General features: G+C 57.8%; 20 protein-coding genes and 3 pseudogenes. 11 read left to right on the top strand and 12 right to left on the bottom strand.

Going from position 1 to position 20,336, the window contains the following annotated elements; translation table 11 throughout:
- Positions 1 to 156 precede the first annotated feature (156 nt).
- Both Q2941_RS11185 and Q2941_RS11190 read left to right on the top strand, forming a co-directional pair.
- Positions 157 to 2,823, top strand: a complete 2,667-nt coding sequence (locus Q2941_RS11185) for a valine--tRNA ligase (RefSeq protein WP_458192506.1) — start codon at positions 157 to 159, stop codon at positions 2,821 to 2,823.
- 279 nt (positions 2,824 to 3,102) lie between these two features.
- The gene (locus Q2941_RS11190; protein ID WP_458192507.1) at positions 3,103 to 3,957 is read left to right on the top strand and encodes a radical SAM/SPASM domain-containing protein; all 855 of its coding nucleotides are present in this window, start codon (positions 3,103 to 3,105) and stop codon (positions 3,955 to 3,957) included.
- A gap of 334 nt (positions 3,958 to 4,291) precedes the next feature.
- Here Q2941_RS11190 and Q2941_RS11195 read toward each other — a convergent pair whose 3' ends face one another.
- Positions 4,292 to 5,212 carry a hypothetical protein gene (locus Q2941_RS11195; protein WP_458192508.1) on the bottom strand — a complete coding sequence of 307 codons (921 nt, stop codon included), beginning with the start codon at positions 5,210 to 5,212 and terminating at the stop codon, positions 4,292 to 4,294.
- 435 nt (positions 5,213 to 5,647) lie between these two features.
- Here Q2941_RS11195 and Q2941_RS11200 point away from each other — a divergent pair.
- From Q2941_RS11200 to Q2941_RS11225, 6 genes and pseudogenes are all read left to right on the top strand, one after another.
- Positions 5,648 to 6,031: pseudogene (locus Q2941_RS11200) on the top strand (carbamoyltransferase N-terminal domain-containing protein); the annotation flags it as partial.
- A 50-nt stretch (positions 6,032 to 6,081) separates the two neighbouring features.
- Entirely contained in the window at positions 6,082 to 6,270 is a 189-nt protein-coding gene (locus Q2941_RS11205) for a hypothetical protein (protein ID WP_458192542.1), read from the top strand.
- A gap of 84 nt (positions 6,271 to 6,354) precedes the next feature.
- On the top strand, positions 6,355 to 7,467 hold the full coding sequence (locus Q2941_RS11210; protein ID WP_458192543.1) for an S-(hydroxymethyl)glutathione dehydrogenase/class III alcohol dehydrogenase: 1,113 nt from the start codon (positions 6,355 to 6,357) through the stop codon (positions 7,465 to 7,467).
- The gene (locus Q2941_RS11215) at positions 7,457 to 7,627 is read left to right on the top strand and encodes a hypothetical protein (protein WP_458192509.1); all 171 of its coding nucleotides are present in this window, start codon (positions 7,457 to 7,459) and stop codon (positions 7,625 to 7,627) included. Before Q2941_RS11210 ends, Q2941_RS11215 begins: the two co-directional genes overlap by 11 nt.
- A gap of 15 nt (positions 7,628 to 7,642) precedes the next feature.
- The gene (locus tag Q2941_RS11220) at positions 7,643 to 7,963 is read left to right on the top strand and encodes a hypothetical protein (RefSeq protein ID WP_458192510.1); all 321 of its coding nucleotides are present in this window, start codon (positions 7,643 to 7,645) and stop codon (positions 7,961 to 7,963) included.
- Between the two features lie 271 nt (positions 7,964 to 8,234).
- Positions 8,235 to 8,513, top strand: a complete 279-nt coding sequence (locus Q2941_RS11225) for a LexA family protein (protein ID WP_458192511.1) — start codon at positions 8,235 to 8,237, stop codon at positions 8,511 to 8,513.
- Here Q2941_RS11225 and Q2941_RS11230 read toward each other — a convergent pair.
- From Q2941_RS11230 to Q2941_RS11240, 3 genes are all read right to left on the bottom strand, one after another.
- Positions 8,505 to 9,539, bottom strand: a complete 1,035-nt coding sequence (locus Q2941_RS11230; RefSeq protein WP_458192512.1) for a spermine/spermidine synthase domain-containing protein — start codon at positions 9,537 to 9,539, stop codon at positions 8,505 to 8,507. The two genes, Q2941_RS11225 and Q2941_RS11230, sit on opposite strands and share 9 nt — an antisense overlap.
- Before the next feature lie 253 nt (positions 9,540 to 9,792).
- Entirely contained in the window at positions 9,793 to 10,200 is a 408-nt protein-coding gene (gene speD, locus Q2941_RS11235) for an adenosylmethionine decarboxylase (RefSeq protein ID WP_458192513.1), read from the bottom strand.
- Positions 10,197 to 10,358, bottom strand: coding sequence for a hypothetical protein (locus tag Q2941_RS11240; RefSeq protein WP_458192514.1), 162 nt, complete (start codon positions 10,356 to 10,358; stop codon positions 10,197 to 10,199). Before Q2941_RS11240 ends, speD begins: the two co-directional genes overlap by 4 nt.
- Before the next feature lie 1,368 nt (positions 10,359 to 11,726).
- Between Q2941_RS11240 and Q2941_RS11245 the strand changes: the two genes are divergently transcribed.
- Positions 11,727 to 12,566, top strand: a complete 840-nt coding sequence (locus Q2941_RS11245) for an RMD1 family protein (RefSeq protein WP_458192544.1) — start codon at positions 11,727 to 11,729, stop codon at positions 12,564 to 12,566.
- Positions 12,567 to 12,790: 224 nt separating this feature from the next.
- Here Q2941_RS11245 and Q2941_RS11250 read toward each other — a convergent pair.
- A pseudogene (locus tag Q2941_RS11250) lies at positions 12,791 to 13,201 on the bottom strand (transposase); the annotation flags it as partial.
- A gap of 87 nt (positions 13,202 to 13,288) precedes the next feature.
- Between Q2941_RS11250 and Q2941_RS11255 the strand changes: the two are divergent.
- Both Q2941_RS11255 and Q2941_RS11260 read left to right on the top strand, forming a co-directional pair.
- On the top strand, positions 13,289 to 13,888 hold the full coding sequence (locus tag Q2941_RS11255; RefSeq protein ID WP_458192515.1) for a hypothetical protein: 600 nt from the start codon (positions 13,289 to 13,291) through the stop codon (positions 13,886 to 13,888).
- A 174-nt stretch (positions 13,889 to 14,062) separates the two neighbouring features.
- The gene (locus Q2941_RS11260) at positions 14,063 to 14,353 is read left to right on the top strand and encodes a hypothetical protein (RefSeq protein WP_458192516.1); all 291 of its coding nucleotides are present in this window, start codon (positions 14,063 to 14,065) and stop codon (positions 14,351 to 14,353) included.
- 132 nt (positions 14,354 to 14,485) lie between these two features.
- On the opposite strand, the gene Q2941_RS11265 is transcribed toward Q2941_RS11260, so the two are convergent.
- The 7 genes and pseudogenes from Q2941_RS11265 to amoB form a co-directional block, all read right to left on the bottom strand.
- Positions 14,486 to 14,944: a hypothetical protein gene (locus tag Q2941_RS11265; RefSeq protein ID WP_458192517.1), complete on the bottom strand. Its 459-nt coding sequence runs from the start codon at positions 14,942 to 14,944 to the stop codon at positions 14,486 to 14,488.
- A gap of 150 nt (positions 14,945 to 15,094) precedes the next feature.
- Positions 15,095 to 15,325, bottom strand: a pseudogene (locus Q2941_RS11270) (acetyl-coenzyme A synthetase N-terminal domain-containing protein); the annotation flags it as partial.
- On the bottom strand, positions 15,322 to 15,834 hold the full coding sequence (locus tag Q2941_RS11275; protein WP_458192518.1) for a hypothetical protein: 513 nt from the start codon (positions 15,832 to 15,834) through the stop codon (positions 15,322 to 15,324). The gene Q2941_RS11275 and the pseudogene Q2941_RS11270, both read right to left, overlap by 4 nt.
- Before the next feature lie 43 nt (positions 15,835 to 15,877).
- Positions 15,878 to 17,869: a c-type cytochrome gene (locus Q2941_RS11280; RefSeq protein ID WP_458192519.1), complete on the bottom strand. Its 1,992-nt coding sequence runs from the start codon at positions 17,867 to 17,869 to the stop codon at positions 15,878 to 15,880.
- Between the two features lie 9 nt (positions 17,870 to 17,878).
- Positions 17,879 to 18,406 (bottom strand): copper resistance CopC family protein, encoded by a 528-nt coding sequence (locus Q2941_RS11285; RefSeq protein ID WP_283021216.1) that lies wholly within the window; start codon positions 18,404 to 18,406, stop codon positions 17,879 to 17,881.
- A gap of 44 nt (positions 18,407 to 18,450) precedes the next feature.
- Positions 18,451 to 18,918, bottom strand: coding sequence for a hypothetical protein (locus tag Q2941_RS11290; RefSeq protein WP_458192520.1), 468 nt, complete (start codon positions 18,916 to 18,918; stop codon positions 18,451 to 18,453).
- 95 nt (positions 18,919 to 19,013) lie between these two features.
- A complete protein-coding gene (gene amoB, locus Q2941_RS11295) occupies positions 19,014 to 20,336 on the bottom strand; it encodes a bacterial ammonia monooxygenase, subunit AmoB (protein ID WP_458192521.1) in 1,323 nt (440 codons plus the stop codon).

Raw genomic sequence — 20,336 nt, forward strand, 5'->3', positions numbered from 1 at the left:
CGCTAGTCGGAAAACATGAGTATTCGCACGTCAATCCGCGGAATCGTAGGCTGTCCTCTGTTGGGGACGTGATCCGCCGCTGAATGACGGCGCCATCCGATCCTCACTTTGTGGATGGATCGGCATTCTCCATCCGCGTTACCGATGGAGAAAATCATGCTTGAAAAAGTTTTCGATTCAAAGAGCGCTGAGCCACGGCTGTACGCCGCTTGGGAAGCTTCGGGCGCCTTCGCGCCAACCAATGAACCGGGAGCAGCGCCGTTTTCGATCATCATGCCGCCACCGAACGTTACCGGTTCTCTGCATATTGGCCATGCGCTGAATAGCACTTTGCAAGACGTATTGATCCGCTTCGAGCGTATGCGTGGCAAAGCAGCGCTCTGGCTACCGGGCACAGACCACGCCGGCATCGCCACGCAAATGGTGGTCGAACGCCAGCTCGCACAGGAGCGGAACATCAACCGCCGCGAGATGGGCCGAGAGGACTTCCTCGCTGAGGTCTGGAAATGGAAAGGCGCCTCCGGCGACAAGATCGTTGAGCAGTTGCGCAGGTTAGGCGCTTCCTGCGACTGGAGCCGTGAGCGCTTCAGCCTCGACGAGGGCCTCTCGCGCGCGGTGCGCAAAGCGTTCGTCACCCTCCATAAGGAAGGCCTGATTTACCGCGACAAACGCCTGGTGAATTGGGACCCTCAGTTCCAGACCGCAATTTCGGACCTGGAGGTCGAGCAGCGTGAGATTGAGGGCCACTTCTGGCATCTCGCCTATCCACTGGCGGATGGCTCCGGCGAGATCGTTGTAAGCACAACGCGTCCCGAAACTATGCTAGGTGACGCAGCCGTCGCTGTTCACCCAGATGATAAGCGCCACAAGCATCTCGTGGGGAAAGAGGTCATTCTACCGATCGTCGGCAAGCTGATTCCGATCGTGGCCGACGAACATGCGGATCCCGAGAAGGGCTCCGGAGCGGTGAAGATCACGCCTGCCCACGATTTCGACGATTTTCAGGTGGCCAAGCGCCATAGCCTGCCGATGATCAATATCCTAGACGAGTATGCGCGCGTTAACGAAAACGCTCCGCAGGCCTACCGCGGGCTAGATCGCTTTACCGCACGCGCGAAAGTGATCGAGGAGTGTGACGCCCTCGGTCTGCTGCGAGGCACCGAGAAAATCCGCCATGCGGTCCCCCACGGAGATCGCTCGGGCGTGGTGGTCGAGCCTTTTTTGACTGACCAATGGTTCGTGAACGCCGAGGTGCTAGCGCAGCCGGCGATCAAGGCGGTTGTTGATGACGGCACAGTGTTCGCTCCTAGGCACTGGGAAAAAACCTACTTCGAATGGATGCGGAACATACAGCCTTGGACCATCTCGCGTCAGCTCTGGTGGGGTCATCGCATTCCGGCTTGGTTCGGCCCGGACGGCACCATCTTCGTCGAGGAGTCCGAAGAGGAAGCCAGGCTTCAGGCCAGCGCGCACTATGGCCGCGACGAGCCGCTCGTTCAGGACGAGGACGTGCTCGACACCTGGTTCTCTTCGGCGCTTTGGCCATTCTCGACGCTCGGTTGGCCCGACAAGACACCCGACCTCAAACGCTTCTATCCTACTCACACCCTCATCACGGGTTTCGACATCATACCCTTCTGGGTCGCCCGGATGATGATGCAGGGGCTCCAGCTTACGGGCGAAGCGCCCTTCAAGCGGGTCTTCATCAATGCTCTCGTGCGCGATGCAAGTGGCGCGAAGATGTCGAAGTCGAAGGGAAACGTCATGGACCCCTTAGATCTAGTAGACGAGTTCGGGGCTGACGCCCTGCGCTTCACGCTGACGGCCATGTCTGGAGCTGCACGCGACATCAAACTGTCCCGGCAACGCATTGAAGGCTACCGCAATCTCGCCACCAAACTCTGGAATGCGACGCGCTTCGCCCAATTGAACAGGTGCGCGCGCGAAACGTTTTCGCCGGAGCTGGCAACGATGCCGCTGAACCGCTGGATTGTTGGCGAGACGGCCCGGACCACGAACGTCGTGACCGGGGCGCTGATTGAGTGCCGCTTCGGCGAGGCTGCCGACGCCCTCTATCGCTTCATCTGGAATGTCTTCTGCGATTGGTACATTGAGCTGAGCAAGCCGGCACTGAACAGCGCAGACAATGCCGTTCGGGACGAGACGTGCACTGTTACGGCTTGGGTCTTGGACGTCGTCCTCAAGCTCCTGCACCCGATCATGCCATTCCTCACCGAGGAACTTTGGGCCAAAACAGCCCACCTTGGTGCGCCGCGCGACCACCAGGGCTTTATCATGACCGCGACCTGGCCTCAGCTCGCGGAGAGCTTGATCGACCCGGCTGCCGATGCCGAAATCCGACTGATCATTGATGCCATCTCCGAAGGCCGATCGGTGCGCCAGGAGCTGAACATCCCTCCCGCCGCGCGTCCGCTGCTCTTGGTGGTCGAGGCCTCCGAGACGCAACGCGAGGCCCTGACGGCTAATGCGCAACTCATTACCCGGCTGCTGCGCGTCGCCGACGTGCGGTTCGTCAACGCTGTGCCCCCGGGGGCGGTCTCCTATGTAATCGCCGGCGCGACGCTGGCGCTGCCGGTTGCCCAATTCATAGAGCTGACCACAGAGCGCACCCGCCTCACCAAGGAGATCACCAACCTAGGCGCGGAGGCTGGCAAGCTGGCCAAGAAGCTCAGTAACCCGGACTTTATTGCTCGCGCTCCCGAACACGTCGTCGAGGATGCCCGCAACCGTCTTGCTGCGGCCGAGGCTGGCCAGGGCAAGCTGGAAGCAGCACTCACCCGATTATTGGCCGTCCCGGACTGATCGACGCTGCGGTCGCAGGCGGGTTCGATATCCCTCGGCGGCCGTCCATCGGCCCCCACCCCCGCTAGCGGGCAACAATTCGAGCGCTCCCGGTACGGGAGCTTCGCTAAACCGCAATGTGTCGGGAAACTAACACCGTGGGAATCGCGCGACAGCGAAGAGCGGTGGCCCAAATCCTGCTTCCTGTGGCTCGCAGACAGCGCCCCAAGAATCGATCAGGATCGCGCCTTGCGTCCAAACTTGAGCTTGCAACGGCCCCCCCGACAGGGAACGAGAAACATGGACAGGTCATTCTCAAGAGAGGCGCACATTCCGGAGGGCAGGGTCTTAGAAATAACGACCACAACAGGCTGTATTGTCGGATGTAAATATTGTCCGCAACACAAGTTCGCAGAGCGTCAGAGGGCAGTTTCCGATGTGAAGTATCTTCCGCTTGAAGGATTTAAACGATGTCTGGCGCGTCTACCGACAGCGGTCGACATTCATTTTTCTGGCTATTCCGAACCATGGCTCAATCGGGATTGTACAGAGATGGTCGAGCAGGCTCACGCGTGTGGCCATGGCATCCGAATCTACACGACGCTTGTGGGAATGAGCGAGCGCGATCTACGCCGCTTACAGCCGCTGCGCTTTAAAGCGTTTGTTGTCCACGTATTTGATAGCGGCGAGCACATGAATAGCCGCCTTGTCAGGAAACCTTATCTCGATTTGTTCCGTCAATTGGTGGACGCAGACATTCCCTCGATACAATTCCTTGCCTTCGGCGAGATCCATCCTGATCTCGTCAAGCTCATCCCCGCCGAGGCGCTGGTTCGCAAGGGATCGCTGATTAGCAGGGGTGGAAGCGTCGACCCTAAGATCGCTGAACCACGAGCGCCGATAGCTGGAGTTCTCACATGTGCTGAAGGAAGGCATTATCGCAATGTTCTTTTGCCAAACGGCGACATCACACTCTGTTGCATGGATTTCGAGAGGCGCCATGTTTTTGGAAATCTTCTACGTGATGACTACAACGAGCTCTTCGAAGGGCAAGATTTTCGGCAGATCGTCGATCGTATGAACGGGGCGAGTGGCTTTCTGCTTTGTAGAATGTGTGAACACGCCAGGCCAAAGTTGCTGGATCACTGGCGCTGATCGCCGACACGTCGCGCATGCGCTGATCGATCTGCCGACCGACATGGTGTGGAGTTGCTTCGCGTTTTGTATATTCGGCCGAAACGCCCGTGACTTGAGCGCGTCGCAAGCGATTGGGCTCTATGCGCTGTGTGTGTCGCGCCGGGCCCGGCCTGCCAGTGGCGCTTTCTCGCGCGTCCTGGTTGGACGATTCCGCCGACGGTGTCACGCGGCCGGCCAAATAGGAGATCACTTCAATGCAATGAGCCTGTATTCAAAAAGGAGGACGTTCGCGTCACCCCGGCATAACTTCCACGTGGCCTGTCAAAGCGTGCGCTCTCGAGCGCGATCGCTACTACGATCGCGAAGACGAGAAGCTGTATGGCGGGCCAAGAACGACGGCTGAAAACGCATCCTTCGCAACCAGCTCAATCGACTTCTCGAACCGCCGTCGCGATTTGAAATCCGTGCGCCTACTAGCGGACTGGGTAGCCCTTTCGGCTCCCTGCTTGAGACAGGTTCTCTGACTTTCAGCTTTGGAACGTTCTTTATGAGCAGGTGCTCCGCTTCCCGGCGCTCGCAAGGGCCAACGGCGCTCGCCGCTGCGGTTCCGCGCTGCGCTTGTGCAGGCCGGGTGATGCCACTCGGCAGCAGCGCCCCTGCGTGCGCCACCCCCGTCCTTCTGGGGCTCGGCAAGACGTTTCGGCCCCGGAGTCTGCGCTAAAACGTCAACACGAAGGAGAATGAAGACGACCAAGAGGGCCGAATCGAAGACAACGGAATTGGTGGTGCCGCTCAACTGAAGAAATCGCCCAAGCGGACGACGCGCCGCGTCAACGCCCTCAAGCGTGATGTCTTCAAGGATGATGTTGCCCTTTTCAAGGACAGCGCCAGCGTCGATCGCAAGGAGCTGCAACGCATGCTCGCCAAGCTGCAGCTTGGGACGAGCCGCTGATGTCTTCCGTCGTCCACGAAGACTCGGACGAGACAGAGCAAAGACCGCCTGGCGCAGGCGAAGTCCCCGAAATGCTGAGCCCGAAAGCGTAGTCTGGCGCTTCGATCGACACGGAACAATTGCCGCAGCGGCCTGATTGCTGCAGGCTCTCGCGTGCGCTTCGACATCGCGGCGGATGTCGCCCGGCACCCCCGCGACATGTTCGGCTGCCCATCGCCTTTCGCTGGCCATGCTGCCGTGGGAGTTGGCCTGTCCCGTCATCGTTGCCGAGAGCAACAGAGCGAGAGCAGAGTTCGCAAGGATTGCCGCTGGCGCCTTCATGCTACGCTCCCGTGGCCTTGAGCATACGCAGCGCATTTAAGGTCACCAGCACGGTCGCACCGGTGTCTGCGAGGATGGCCGGCCAGAGTCCGGTAATCCTGACGATGGTGGTGACAAGGAACAGAGCAAACGCGCCCCCTCCAGGTCCCACTTCCTAGCGCAGAGCAACTTTTAGGCCAACTCTGGTATCGCTCGCCGACCTATGTCCAAAACGCCGCGTCTCCAATAGCCCGCTGACGGTGCGGGCAGTCACTGCACATCACGCGTGTGGTTACATGAGACCGAACATGCCTGAGTCTGCAATCAGACAAACCTGCTAGCTGAAACGACATTCGGGAGCGAATACATCGCGCGATTCCGCTGGTTCGCTTGGCCCAGTTTCTGCATCGAGATACGGCGGAAGCTAGATTTTTGGACGTTAGACATGGAGGCGCTATGCGCATTTGCGGCCTCAAATTGAGCCATGACGGAGCGATTGCTCTTATCGAGAACGGATGGCTTGTCTTTTGCGTGGAGCAAGAGAAGCGGAATAACAATCTGCGGTATCAAGCTATCGAAAATCTTGATGCTGTTATCTCCACCTTGGCGGAACACGGACTGAATTCGCGCGATGTTGATCAGTTCGTGATCGACGGCGGCAGGGACGGTCATTCTCAGGTGCTCAGTGGTACTGAGTCGGTCATTCTCAAATGGGGACCGTATGTGGAACCCCATGCGGAAGGGCTTCTCACTTCGTACGACGGATCTGGTCCGATTCTCGAACGCAAAGCATTTCCCTATAGAAGCTATTCACATGTCTCGGGCCATGTGGCCTCCGCATCACGCCGAATGTCCAAGTATGTCAGAGACACCTGGAGGCCAGCACCGCGATTGCGACGGCGCTCACCCCAGCGATCGGCTACGAGCGTCCGGCCGAGCTGGCGAAGAAGATGCTCATCTCGAGCAAAACAATCCGGGAGGTGCTCGACGACCAGTCGGATCTTTCCCCGGATTTGATCGCCCAAACGACTGATCCGCATCGTCTTACAAGGCCGACGCGAACGCGAGCGGCACCATAGATCGCGATCACTGACGCAAAGAGAATTACGGGGTGACGAATGCTGATCGTCGCCCTGCAAAATTTGTCACTCGAAGGAGCATGTATGAAATCCAGAGCAGCCGTCGCCTGGGAAGCCAAGAAGCCGCTGTCGATAGAATCGATCGAAATCGGCGGTCCGCGACAGGGAGAGGTGCTTGTCGAGATCAAGGCGACGGGCGTTTGTCATACCGACGCCTACACGCTGTCGGGTCTGGACCCGGAAGGTAACTTTCCGGCGATCCTCGGCCACGAGGGCGCGGGAATCGTGCGCGAGATTGGCGAAGGTGTAGCCTCGCTGAGGCCAGGCGATCACGTCATTCCGCTCTACATGCCGGAATGCCGGCAGTGCAAGACCTGCCTGTCGCAGCGCTCCAACCTGTGCACTTCGATACGCGCTACCCAGGGCCAAGGTCTAATGCCTGACAAGACGACCCGCTTCTCCTGCGACGGACGTGAAGTCTTCCACTACATGGGCTGCTCGACCTTCTCAAATTTCACGGTGTTGCCGGAAATCGCTCTGGCGAAGGTCCGCGAAGACGCTCCCTTCGACAAGATCTGCTACATCGGATGCGGCGTTACGACCGGAATCGGTGCCGTGATCTACACAGCGAAAGTGCGTCCGGGATCGAACGTAGTGGTCTTTGGCCTCGGCGGCATCGGTTTAAACGTCATTCAAGGCGCGCGAATGGTGGGTGCCGACAGGATCGTTGGCGTCGATATAAACCCAGCGAAGGTCGAAATGGCCAAGAAGTTCGGTATGACGGATTTCATCAGTCCGTCCGAAGTCGGTAATGACAAGGTCGTGCAGGCGATCCTGGACTTGACGGACGGGGGCGCCGACTATTCCTTCGATGCCACCGGCAACGTGAACGTCATGCGACAAGCGCTCGAGTGTTGTCATCGTGGTTGGGGTGAATCGATCATCATCGGTGTCGCGGAGGCCGGCAGGGAAATATCGACCAGGCCGTTCCAGCTCGTCACCGGTCGTGTGTGGAAGGGCACCGCCTTCGGCGGAGCGCGCGGTCGCACGGACGTGCCGCGGATCGTGGACTGGTACATGGAAGGCAAGATCAAGATCGACGATCTGATCACCCATACGATGCCTCTCGACAAGATAAACACAGCCTTCGATCTCATGCATGGGGGCAAATCTATTCGATCTGTCATTGTCTATTGATCGCGACCATTGCGCTTTACGAGGAGGGAAGTATGACGAAAAGACTGTTTCGGTGAAGAAGCGGGAGAAAATGTGGGCGAAGCTCGGCGGCAAGGCGCGCAAGAAGGCGGATATCGATATGCTTCCCGGCCGGAAACATGCACGACGGCGGGGTGATTGAGAGGGGGCGCTTAACATGGACTTTGACGATCTTATTTCAGAGATCCTGTCATCACTCAGCCGGCGCGGCAGGCAAACCGGCGAGGCCGAGCATCAGTTCTATGAAGGTGCGGTGATGGTCGCCTATCGCATGCACCTGTTGCGGACAGAGACGACCATGGAGGTCGCCATTCACCCGGACGGGATGCATGGGCGCCAGTTTGATTTCGTGGGCTGGCTGAAACGTCAGGGCTTCGAGCAAATCACCCGAACCGGCACGACGAGCTATGGTGGTGTCTTCGCGGACGGGGCGAGAAGATCATCGTCAATCCTAAATCCGGCCAGGGCGACGTTGTAGCAACCAAGGGCAGCACCATCATCTCAGCGGAATGCAAAGGCGGGATCATCAACACCCGCCACGCGGGCCAGAACTCGAAGCTCGACCGAGGCCTTTGTGAGACGGTCGGATTGCTGATGGCAACGCCCTCCCCTGGGCGGCAGATCGCCGTTCTACCTTGAGCTTGCGCGCCTGCCTGCCGCCGCTCATGAGATGCATGAGTTCTGCGCGCTCGCTTTGGCTCAATTCGACCCGATAGCGTACGTTCATCCGTGCCTCCTCCTGTTGAGGCATGGATCACCAGCTGAATCGGATGGCCGGCGCGAGTCGCTCGGGAAAAACCTTCACCGCCAAGCAGGGCCAATATCAGGCCTATATCCACCTGTACACGCGGCTACACCGCCGTCCCCCGGCCGAGACCGACATGCAGGAATACTTCCGCGTCAGCCCGCCATCGGTTCATCAGATGGTGCTGACGCTCGAACGAGCAGGATTCATTCGAAGGCAGCCTAGGACACCCCGCAGCATCGAACTGCTCGTTGATCCCAACCAACTGCCGGACCTATTCTGATCCAACGCTCAACCGGTCAAATTCACCGTGCAGAGGTACTAGTTGTGCGAGTATCTTATCGAGATCGCCCATTTTATTATCTTCAAAGATAGGCCCGTCCAACGCAAGTAGCCTTTGCGCTTGTGAGCAATGGGTACAACACGACCTAAAGAATTCACCGGTTAAGTGAGAGAGAGATGCCTCCAAGCGTTTTGAGATTGTCGAATTCATAGCCGACGCGGATAGTTGGTTCGGGTCGAACCAGTCAGATGCGACGAGAAATCCCCAACCTCGCAAGAATGAGGGAATCAACGCGCTGTAAGTATGAACTTGCTCAAAGACGCTCTTGAGCGTTCGCGCCAGCATTGCATGAGCGCCGCCGTCAGCAAAAGAAAACCTCAGCGCCTGAACGGCAACAACGCCGCCAGGCCTCAGCCGCCTTTTGATACGCAGATAAAATTCCCGCGTGTAGAGAGCCAGCGCCGGGCTGTCGGAAACGAGATCGCTCAAATCGATGACAATGACATCATAAAGGTCTTGGTCGTTTACGATGAACTCTCTACCATCCAAGAAAACGATCCTGCATCGGGGATCGTCGAAAGCTCCTCGATGCCAGTCTTTCAGATATTTCCGGCACATATTAATCAGTTCGCTGTCGAGATCAACCATCGTTGCTGTCTCGACCGACTTATGGCGTAGCGCCTGCCAAATGGTCGCTCCTTCTCCCCCGCCGATAACCAGTACATTCCTAGGTGCTGGATGAGCGAGCATCGCGGGTTGGACCAAGAGTTCGTGATACAGTTCCTGATCCAAAGCAGCGCTTTGGATCATGCCATCCAAGAAAAGAGTGACGCCATAATTCGCGGTTTCCGCAACGCATACAGCTTGAAAAGGCGTATGGCTGAGATGAATGATGCGGCGCAGACAATAGCTGTATCTATCGAAGAGATCGCTGTCTTCCGAGAACGCAAGGTAAGTCGGATGTTGATTGTCTCGCCTTGACACCACGGGTTTGCGCGTATGCGAGGAAGAATTCTCACTCATCATTCGAGACCTTACGCTTGAAGATCAATGGAGTTTTGCAGTGCGGACGACAAATCCCGATGCGGTGACTTGACGAGATTGGCGCGAAACTATGTCTGTCTGTCAAGACTATGAGGGTGAGCGGCAGTAGCCCGATGCGAGAGGTCCGGCGGGCCGAACTGATCGGCTCCCTTGGTGCGTTGTGCCCCTACTGTCGATGGGCCATGACCACGGATCGCATCCCCTCCCGCGACCACGTCTGGGCGCGGCGCACCCCTTATGGGCTTTGGTCGTAAGCTCCACTTGCCTGACCATTACCTCTTCTCACACTGCGGACGTCAGATCGCCTAGGCTGGAAAGCCTCGATCAAAACCGCGACTGCACTTTTTGCATCACCGCTGCCACAGACAAAAACATCAGCAGCCACGTAGCCGCTCTCAGGCCAAGTATGTAAGGTCATGTGCGATTCGGCCAGCAACGCTACTGCCGAAACGCCGTGACTTGGGAAGAACCTATGCACATGAAGGTGGATCAGCGTCGCTTTCGCTGCGCGAACAGCTTTTCGAATTGCGTCTTCCGCGATGGACGGATCGTAAAGGTGGTTCGCTTCCCAAAGGTCAAGCAGGATATGAGGTCCACCAATAGAGTTTACCGGTCCAGCATCAATCGCCCCGTCATCAGTCATTTTGCATTCTCAATTGAATTTTCGATCCGATAGTCCTTTTGAAGACGCGGGGCAATTGCCAACGGAAGACGAGCGACAGGATCGCAGGGCGACACAAGTTGAGCGAATGGGGCAATCATTGAGAGAGTGTGACGCAGCGCGGTGAAATCAAACCGCATCGATTCTTCTCCCCCTCCCGGCCGCGCTTTGCGCGCACGACATGTGCCTTCCGAAACAGCTCAACTTAGCTGATAGTTGAAGAGCAAGAAAACTATCAACTCTGGTAGTATGGCCGTGCCTAAGTCCGATTGGCGCTGCAGCGCCCAGGCAGCCGGCGGGTGCTTACAGAAAGGCGATCAGTTTCCGACGAGCACATCCAAATGGATTGTTGCGAGCCGTTTTTGGCGTGTGAGGCTGTCCTCTATGGCTCGGCGATGGTCTTCCACCGACACCGGCTTCTGCATGAACGTGCCCCTCGAGATCTGCGACGAACGGCATCATCGCTGATGCGAGGGTTGGCTCAATACTCTCATGTTCGGCAATTTGGAAAACCATGGCGCGCTGACGACAGGATCTGACCTTGCGGAGCATAACGCGGTAAAGGTCCACTTCCTTCACAGCCCAATGCGTGCGCTAAGATTCAAATTCGTGGAGCATGTCAAGCGCTGTACGATTGAGGTAGATCGTGCTGTTTTGGAGCGGAGGCACCTCGGCATGGAGTTGCATTCAATTGAAACTCAACTCCCCGCGCGGTCCGTTAAGCTGACGAACAGCGCAATCTCGTCCGGCACTTCTTCCTACATGATCAAGCAACCAAGAGGTTAGCCGGCCTACCAATTCCGGCAGGTTGTTAGCGGCGAGAGCGAAGCGTAGATGCTAGCCTGGAGATAGCGCATGTTCTACGTTTACAAGTACGCGCGCGCATGCCCGGCCGGGTAAATGGACCTTTGCGTCGCAGCACTCGAAGTTGGAAGACGCCGAAGTGGCAGCGCGGAGGCTTTGCCCACAAGGCGTTGACATATGCACGGAACCAACCACCGAACCGCGACATGGCTTCCTCGGCTCCGTGCAGGGGCTTGATTGCTCCGCAATGATCGCGCGGCGGAAACTCAAGTAAAAGCGGATAAGGGATGGAGACTCACCAGCCAATTGCCCATCCTCGACATGCTTAGCTGGGTCGAAGCGTACGCGCCAGCCTCAAGCATGAGACAGTCACTTGCTCGATATTCGCTTCAATCGCGACAATGCGACGCCGAGCCGCTTGATCACGAGCGGAACATGATCGCAGCATTAAACGGCGCTCCCGAACGAACAGTAGGTGCAACTTGCCCAAGATGACAGAAAGCCGACCTCATCGCGATGGAAGTGACGGTGTCCTCGCGTGCGCGCTCCGACGAGCGTAATTGACTTTTATCGCGAAGATTGTCGGGACAGTGCGACTGATGACATCCCTGCAAGGATGGCGACCCTTGCGGCGTGCGGCCGTCGCGTCTCGACAAGCAAACAAGCAAATGGGTGATCTGGATCTGTCCAAGGAGGATTTTCGTGTGAACGGCGATCAACTTTCTGTGGCCACGTTCGCATCATCACCGCGGCAGGACGCCGCGCCAAGTTTGGGGATTCGTGCTCTGATGCTCGGCGACCGCATCAATGCGGCGGGCCTGGAGATCGGAACGATGGTGTCGTCGACGCCGGCCGCGTTCCGGGTCCACGCCGGGCTCGCCGTGATCTTCCGCTACGGCATCGTGGTGCTGATCGGCCTCTCGCCCTCCGAAGAGAGGGTTCTGGTCGACACCCTGAAGCCGCGCGTGATCGGCGAATTCAGTCCCTACGAGGAAGAGACCGCACAGGCGCAGCTCTGCAACGATGACGCCTCTGAGACTATCCAGCCTGGCGGGCCAATCTGCATCGCCAAATTCTCCGACGACCGGCTGCTCCTGATCGCGGACGCGATCGCCAAGAGCACCGCGCTTGCCCGCGACGAGCGCCGTGTCGGCGCCGTGTTCGACGTCATCGAGCCGTTTGCGCGAGAGCTCGCCCAGCGCGGCCGCACGCCGCGCCGACGCAAGGGAATCCTGCAACTGATTGGTAACGTGCTGTTGGTGCAGCAGCGCGTCGCTGGCCGTGTCGCCGTCGCGGAGAAGCCTGACGTGCTCGGGGAGAGGCCCGGGCTCGACCGTCTCTATTCGCGTCTGGAGGACGAATATGAACTGCTGGAGCGTCTCGACACGCTCGAGCGCAAGCTCAAGGCAATCTCCGAGACTGGGAATGCGCTAACGGATATTATCGACACGCAACGCTCTTTTCGCCTGGAGGTCGCCATTGTCGTGCTCATCCTGATCGAGGTCGTGATCGGGTGCGTCCAGATCCTCACTGGAAGTCACTAGCGATTACGTTCGCTCAATCGCGAAGTCCTGAGCGTGTACGAGCATGAAGGGTCGCGGATACAACTGGATCAGTGTCCGCGCAACTGGCGAAATAGCAAATGGTTACAATGAGTGCCACATCGCCGGTGCGCTACCGACAGTCACTCGGACAGTGGAAATATGTAATCCTGATGCAGTACGGTCGGCGTTCTAGCGCCATCACTGCGCCGCGGGGTGAGACCCAGATATCCGTAGCGAACGCGAACATGACAGATCTGCTTGATCCGATCTTCGAGGGCGGAGCGACGCGACTTGTAATGATAGGTCGATCGGTCGAGCTCGAGGGCTTCACAAGCCTTACGGATCGAGACCTGCCACTCACAGCAAACCTCGTCGACCAGCTTGCGCTTCCGGCCAGGCCTCATAGCTTTCGGCGGATCACGTCCTGCAGCATCTCCCTGTCGAGCGACAGATCCGCCACCAGCTTCTTTAGCTTGGCGTTCTCATCCTCGAGCTGTTTCAAGCGCCGCATCTCGGTCGGCAGCAGTCCGTCATACTTCTTCTTCCAGTTGAAGTAGGTCGCCTGGCTGATCCCGGCCTTGCGGCAGATCTCCGATGAACGCCTTCTGGGCGTCCGAAAATCTTGAGGCCTTCATCGTCGTCCGGTCTTCCCAGCCGAGGGGATTCGGCAGGCGCAAACTCTAGCCAAAAATGGTCCAGTTTGCCGGCCTCAGATCACCTCAATGTCAGCGGCTCAAACGATGCGATCTTCGGCTCCGGAAGTAGGATCTACCTCAAATGCCGATGCCCTAAATACCTACATCCAGGGCGACCACAACACGATCCATGTGCGGGCCGGCAGCGTCTATCGGGTCGCAGGGTCGAGCAATACCGTCATCGTTGACAGCGTCGTGAATGCCCATGATGGCGACAAGCTTCCGAGCTACAATGGCATCAGCGATCTTGTCGACGTGCACAATGTTCCCTTCGATACGACGATGACGGCGACAGCCGTCCTGAATGCTGCTCACACGGCCGGCGATCTGATCTTGTCCAGTCATGGCGCTCCTGTTGCGACCATCCATCTGGCGTCGGCCCAGAACGTCGGCAACTTCACGGTTCGCTCCGATGGTGCGGGCGGTACATTGATCGTCGATCCGCCCGTGAAAGATGGCGAGGACCTCCCCACTACGCCTTCGGAAAATGGCGACGGCAATCCACTCGATAGCCTCGCCGGTCAGTTGGTTCATGAGGATGCGTTCCACTTCAACTTTGCCGCGCTCCGCGAGGCAGCAAGCAACCTGCTAAGCCGCGTATCTGCCCGCGCACGTCAAGGACATTAACGCGAGCGCGGCTGGACGAATGATCGTCCAGCGGCACGAGGCATGGCTCAAAGTGTTACCCGATGATCCTTCGAGCTTTGGGCCTATGTATCCGCGCTCGACCATGGAGATCGCCTCGAACTTTTGGCGCATTGTGTTTCGTTGACGGTGGATACGGTCAAGAAGCCAAAAGCGGTGTTCAACGAAGCCGCCGCGACCCAGCTTGCCGAGGCGGTTGGGCTCGACATGGTGCAGCATTGGACGCCTACGGCGGCGAACTATCTGGGGCGCGTTTCGAAAGATCGCATCCCTGAGGCCGTGCGCGAGGGCGCGTCTCCTGAAGCCGCCGACAACATCGCAGGCCTTAAGAAACAGGCGATGGCTGAAGCCGCCGCGCAACGGCTCAAAGGCAAGGGCTGGTTGCCGTCGGTCCTCCGCATGCCCAAGCCTGAAACGCCGGAGCCGATGGCCGTAGCCGCCGAATAGCCGGGTGCCGGAGCCGCCGTGTTAGCGGCTCCGGACTCGTCTTTAACTCAGAAACAACAAGAGGAGAGAACTCCCATGCCGACCTACCAAGTTCACTTCAGCACCGATGCGGAACTACCCATCCATGATATGTCAGGAGACACGCCCGCCCACGCACTTGCGGTGGCGCGCGCCTTCGCTGCGGAGGATCAACTCTGAGACGGTGTCTGGCTTTTGCAGGCGCGTTGCTGCCACGTTTTCTTCCGGAGCATCTGGCGTCACGGAGTCTCGTTGTGCGTCTGCTTTCGGAAACAGCTCGCTGCATATGCCCATGACCTTGAGGTCAATTGAGTTCTCGGTATTGGCGCCACGGCCCGTCGCTACGATGCCGATGGTCCAAACCGTGAGCCACGTCCGAGCTGAAAAGGTTAGTCTGGGTTTTTCGGACTGTTGGATTGCGGGGCGCTCACGGCGCCCTGCAATTGGTTCATCTTCGCTATGCCAAATGGCAAACCAGCGATCTTGGAAGAAACGAGCAACACGGCGAGCCCGTATCTCTTCCTGTTTGCTCATCGCCAAACGGATAAGCCAAATGAGGACCATTGAGGTCAAGATAAGGCCTAGCAGGCGAGCGCCGCAACTCACGTCAGATCAGCGCTCGTCACGCGTCGCATTGCAGGAGGCGCCCAATGAAGCCGCCGAGGAACTGCGCGGCGAAGAACCGCGTGATCCGCATTTCGCCGGAACGGCCGCCGCCCAGCTGCCATGTGCGACATGGCGATCGAGCGTGTTGTAGCAAGTGTTGACCGCTCCTCCGGCGCACCAACGGCCGTAGATGCCCATTGATGGATCGAAGATCTTTCTCGGCCACTCGATCCAATCAACCTCTTTCGCAGCTTCCGCCCAAAATCCTTCCGGATCAGCTAGCGCACGCGCAAGACTTTCCTGATAATGGCTCACACCTAAGCCCCCAATGATTGACGGCTTGCTCATTTTGATTCCTTCACAACCACGTTGAGGGTCTGTACCGTCTCGGAGATTGTGTGATGCTGCGGATCCGCCCAATAGAGTCTTATTGTGTGCCGACCAGGCTTGGCAGGGAGATCGAAAACATAGAGATAGCGGCCATCACCAAGCTGGATCAGTTGGTCTGCCATTGGCATGAGCTCGGTTTCGTCCATCGCAACATGCAGATGAACGCTCGGATTGGCAGAGCTCATGGTCATTTCTGCGATGTTATCGTCGGCTTGGAAAACGAAAGCAACACGCTCGCCGATGGTATTACCCGATTGCGGCAGGAGGATCTTCAATGCGGGCAGCTCGCCGGTATTTCCCGATCTCGCAACAGGCGCGCCGTCAGACCCGTGCATATGGTGCATGCCCGGCTCATGGTGTTGTGCGTGGGCTGGAGCCGCGACCAGAGCGCCAGCCACAAGAATCATGCACCAAATGAACTGTTCGAATCGATCGCCAAACCGGTTGGGACGGGATGATATTTGCATGCTTTCCTCCTTTGTTTGCGAGCCCTGAAAGATTTCCACTAATTCAGTGCACATGTTGAGCGGGTGGCGGGAGAATTTTGGACTCTCTATTGAGAACTCGGACCTGCGAGATCAGCTCGTCGGAATTTTGCCAACCACATTCGTCCTCCTCTTGCAACCAGCGCGCACGGATGTATCCGAACCTGTCGATTAGGAATTCCATGGAATGTCTTCCCATTTCCAAACGCTTGGGATCTCCACGATTTGTAGTGCTCCGGGAGAGCAGATCGTAACTTTCTCTAACCTCTTGTGCTCCATGCCGGACATTCGGGACGCCCGCCGCCAGCTTTGCGTCCGGCGACACGATAATCGCCCACAATCGTTCTTTCCGGAATCTTTTCTGCTCAAGGCGTAGCTGTTTAATGCGCATTGCGTCGGACTTTTCGGGAAACACGAGCAACACATTGCTTTGCTCACGGAAGTCCTTCAGCTCCCTCTCCGCCCCATTCTCGTCCTCTAAGAAAAAGTTTGGAGCCCCCAGCCACGGATGATCGGGTACGATTTCAGGCGACAGGAGGCGCGCCTGAAATCCCTCTGAAAACGTCCGCAGGAAGTTGATCACATCCCAGCGGGCCTGTTCGTCCAATACATCAGCAAATCCGGGCATGCCGCTTTTTGGAATTCCATGGCTAAGCCACCAAAACATGTCGCCGGCCGTGTGCAGCGCAGTATGCGGTTCGCTCAAATTCGCGGGCGGCTTGGGAAGGGTCGATGCCGCCGGACCATCGCCAAGCCCTCCGCTGCCGTGGCAAGCCCCACAATTCTGGGCAAATAGACGCTTTCCATTGGTTATTGATATCGTCGAATAGGCAACCGACGGGCGGCGGTAAGTATCGGGATAGGCTTGCACGGATATCTGCCACAGACCGCCTGCGACCGAAATAACGGCGGCGGCGCCTGCTGCAACTGCTTTTACCTTTTGCGGCTTTCTCAAACAAACGAGTAGGCCCCAGAAGAGTGACAATAGTGCTAGTGAGAAGGCGCCCGCCGCGATAACGGGCGTCGGCCACGCCGGCCACGTGGCTTCGATTGAAAAGCGAAACGGCAGCCACCAGATGGGCTGATCATGTCGTGCTGGTATGACTGAAGAGAGCGCGGCTGCGCAGCCGACGATCAGAACACCGCAAAAGAATTCAGTTGCTGCCCATCCAGCTCCTGCAAGAAAAGCCGCGGGTTTTGCCCCTACGGTTTCCATGACGGGTAGGAAGCGCGTGCGAATCCGATTGGCCACCAACAGGATGCATGCAAGTAGAGCAAGCTTCGTTATAATTAGTTGACCGTAGGTCGTGCCAAGCCACTCGCCAGCCGAACTAGCGGAGCTAAACGCGAGCACCAAACCTGATGCGACGACGACGACCACGAAACCGATTGCTAGTTGGGAGAAACGTCGCAGCGTCGCTGCGACATAGACGCGCCGAGTCTCCGTGGGGGTGACAGCGACCGAAGCCACCAGCCAGATCCAAGCCGGTAAGGCCCCAAGCCAAGCAGAAACCGCGAGCACGTGAAGTTGATAGGTCGGAACGAGCCAACGGCTGTTGTCTTCCCCGGCGGCGTGTCCAGCAAGTGGACCAATCAGCGCGATCAGTGCTGCTGTCCCGGCTGTCACGATTGAAGCTAAACGTTGCTGCTCCCTCGACCAGCCGCGAATTAGGATCGCTGTCGGCAGCAGCAAAAGAAGAGAGAGCGCTAACCTTGCAAGCGTGATCCGACCGTAATGTGTGTCAAATCCGAAGCTTTCCAGCGTCTGGCCAACCGCTACTATCTCCGGTAGTCCCATATCGGTCGCAATCGCGACTTGAGCGATAAATAACCCAGCGGTAGCGAAGAGGTGAATGCCGGCCGCCCAGAGAAAGCTCACCTGCACTCGTCTTTGCCAAGCGGCAAGGAACGGATCGGAAGACGGCGCTGCCAGCAACAGAAAGAGTACTCCGCCTATGACCCATGCAAGCGCAATGTCAGCGATGGCCTTGCACAGAGCTGGAAACAATACCGTCATTCCGCATGCCTAACGTTCCTCGACGGTGAACTGATAGCCGTAGTCCACCACATGCCCGTCTTGCGAGAGCACGCGGTAATGAACTGAATAGCTGCCCGGCCTCATGTCAGATACTGCCGTTACCATGCACTTCGGATCATTGCCTGCTTTCAAATCGCCGAGCGTTAGCGACTGACCGTTGGCGTTCTTGAGCTCCACTTTCGAAAACTTGAGCTCTATGCGTTCGTTGAAGCACAGTTCGATCTGCTGCGGCGAATGAGCTAACACTGCCCGGCTCGCGGGATCGGACTTCACGAGAGCGGCATGTGCAGAGGCAGCCGTTGGCAGGCACACGAGGCCAACGCACAGCAACGTGATGCCAAGCGCTGATACCGGACGCCTGCTTGCGGACGAGAGTTCTTTTACCGTCCCTTGAATCAGCCTAGTTCGCGCCCTGCCGGTGCCGGCGGTCAAGTTTGGCGTGCCAGCATGATCGAGTGACGGCCCCGTCGCTACTCGGATGTAATCGCTCTTGTTTCCGTGTTTTTCGTGAGACATGAGTGTGACCCTTATTGCCGGACAGCGGCCGACAAAGTGCTAGCCTAGCTTTCCTTGCGCAACGTGGAGTACCAAAACAGGGTGGCCCCGGCTGCCAGCGTTCCTAGAACGATTGCGAAACTGTCCCTATATCGGACCCAAATCCCGTTGCCGTAACCAACCGAAAACGGAAATCTCGATACGTACTTCGGTCCGTCGCCGACTGTCACGAGGCCCACAAAGCGCCCGGATTCGGGGAACGTGTACTGAAACGATAGTGAGCCTGTCGGATATTGTTTTGGCGGGATTCGAAGGACGGCCTCGCTGTCTACGTCGTTGCCGGCGTCTCGCAACAACCGCACCTCGATGGGCAGATCACGTAGCACATCGCCGACGGCATCCAAGACGATGACCGTGCGGCCGATCTCCGGAATGTCCTCGCAAAATTCCTGATTCCCCTGCTTGGCCGGCTGGTATCCGGTAAAATGCATCATATAGGGCCCAGCGCGAAGCTTGCACACGTCTTTCTCCATCGATACTCCCCCGTGTGCAATCGCTGGCCGCGCCCCACCGCAGTCTAGGATGAGGAGCAAAGATGGAATTCCAAGCACTGCGGCTTTTACGATGTTCAACCCGCACCTCCTTTCGGATTCTCAGCCGTGCGGTTGTCGGGATCGGTGAATACAGGGACCATGGGGCCGCTGACGTTTGAGATTGTCCGTTTGCCGTGCTCGTCATAGAAGAACAACAGTCCTCCCAACGTGTTGTCCGGATCGTTGATCAGGCTACTCAAGCGCTCCGTCTCCCATGCCGCGTCGGCCGCTTCGATATCGACTGTCTTCGTTTCACCCGGCTTGAACGCTCGGCTGTCGCTCACCTTAAGCCCATTCGGAGGAAGCAATTCCTTGGGGTAATTCGGATCCACCGTCGCCATTGCCTGGCTAACCTCATGGTTGATGAAGCGCTGATTGGAAGTTAAGAACTCGCCAAGCTGCGCTGACGTGCTCCCATTGTTCGTCAGTGTCACGTTCATACGAAGCGAGCGGCCAGGGACGTCATAGTTTGACTTGTTGACCACAACTTTGACCTGCTCAGGCACTTCCGGTAGGGGCTCGACGGTTGCGCGGGACCCCTGCAGCGGCACGGTCCTTGGATAAGCGGTGTCGGTCGCCTGAAAGCCGAAGAATACGATGAGAATCGTCGCCACGAGCAAACCGGCCCCAAATAGGCGATCGGTGCTGGTAACGAGCTGAGATCGATCGCCGCCTTTTTCCGTCAACGCGCGAAAACGCGGCAGCAGGAGCGGCCGGCGCAACCACCAGACAAGCCACACGATGGCGATCGCAACCCACAAGCCATGCCAGAAGAACACCCTGCCAAGGCCCCAGGTTTCGAGATTGTCGATAGTCTCGCCACTGAGAGTTTTGATTGGAAGCTTGAAGTCGCTTTCGTTCCCCGTCACCGTCAGCCAGTTTCCCGGTCCGAGCAGCGGCCCGGCTCCCATCACGTTGATCATCGGATGGACGTGATGGTGGCCTGGCACTCGTCCTTTGAGCACTGTTTTGAATTCATAGTCCCGGTTCAACTCCAGTTTGGTGGACTGAATTGCTGGGACGCCATTAATGTAGCTCTCGGTTCGGGCTAGCACCGGGCCCGGCGTCCCGTTTCCCAGAAAGGCCGCTTCGGGAAGGGGTAGGTTGACTGGCCAGATCGGGAAGAGTCGGAACTTGCCGGTGACAACGATTTCACCGTTCACGGGAATTTCGTTCGTGCTCCACTTCACATCGTAAAAATGAGCCGTCCGCATCCGCAGAAACGGCTCCTGATTGCGCTCACCATGCGCCAGAGCAGCATCTGGGACGAAGGTCAGTATTCCGATCTGCATGATCGCCGCCGCTGCCGATAAGATTACACGCACGCATGAGCTTTTGCGGAAACAGAATGTTCTCAT

The organism is Bradyrhizobium sp. UFLA05-153 (genome assembly GCF_054185185.1).

Bases quoted from the DNA above. Each gene is read 5' to 3' on its own strand.
- Q2941_RS11280 (WP_458192519.1), bottom strand. From the start codon at position 17,869: ATGACGGTATTGTTTCCAGCTCTGTGCAAGGCCATCGCTGACATTGCG.
- Q2941_RS11290 (WP_458192520.1), bottom strand. From the start codon at position 18,918: ATGGAGAAAGACGTGTGCAAGCTTCGCGCTGGGCCCTATATGATGCAT.
- Q2941_RS11190 (WP_458192507.1), top strand. From the start codon at position 3,103: ATGGACAGGTCATTCTCAAGAGAGGCGCACATTCCGGAGGGCAGGGTC.
- Q2941_RS11220 (WP_458192510.1), top strand. From the start codon at position 7,643: ATGGACTTTGACGATCTTATTTCAGAGATCCTGTCATCACTCAGCCGG.
- Q2941_RS11255 (WP_458192515.1), top strand. From the start codon at position 13,289: ATGTCAGCGGCTCAAACGATGCGATCTTCGGCTCCGGAAGTAGGATCT.
- Q2941_RS11185 (WP_458192506.1), top strand. From the start codon at position 157: ATGCTTGAAAAAGTTTTCGATTCAAAGAGCGCTGAGCCACGGCTGTAC.
- Q2941_RS11230 (WP_458192512.1), bottom strand. From the start codon at position 9,539: ATGATGAGTGAGAATTCTTCCTCGCATACGCGCAAACCCGTGGTGTCA.
- Q2941_RS11195 (WP_458192508.1), bottom strand. From the start codon at position 5,212: ATGAAGGCGCCAGCGGCAATCCTTGCGAACTCTGCTCTCGCTCTGTTG.
- Q2941_RS11210 (WP_458192543.1), top strand. From the start codon at position 6,355: ATGAAATCCAGAGCAGCCGTCGCCTGGGAAGCCAAGAAGCCGCTGTCG.
- Q2941_RS11285 (WP_283021216.1), bottom strand. From the start codon at position 18,406: ATGTCTCACGAAAAACACGGAAACAAGAGCGATTACATCCGAGTAGCG.
- speD (WP_458192513.1), bottom strand. From the start codon at position 10,200: ATGACTGATGACGGGGCGATTGATGCTGGACCGGTAAACTCTATTGGT.
- amoB (WP_458192521.1), bottom strand. From the start codon at position 20,336: ATGAGAACATTCTGTTTCCGCAAAAGCTCATGCGTGCGTGTAATCTTA.
- Q2941_RS11225 (WP_458192511.1), top strand. From the start codon at position 8,235: ATGGATCACCAGCTGAATCGGATGGCCGGCGCGAGTCGCTCGGGAAAA.
- Q2941_RS11275 (WP_458192518.1), bottom strand. From the start codon at position 15,834: ATGCAAATATCATCCCGTCCCAACCGGTTTGGCGATCGATTCGAACAG.
- Q2941_RS11240 (WP_458192514.1), bottom strand. From the start codon at position 10,358: ATGCGGTTTGATTTCACCGCGCTGCGTCACACTCTCTCAATGATTGCC.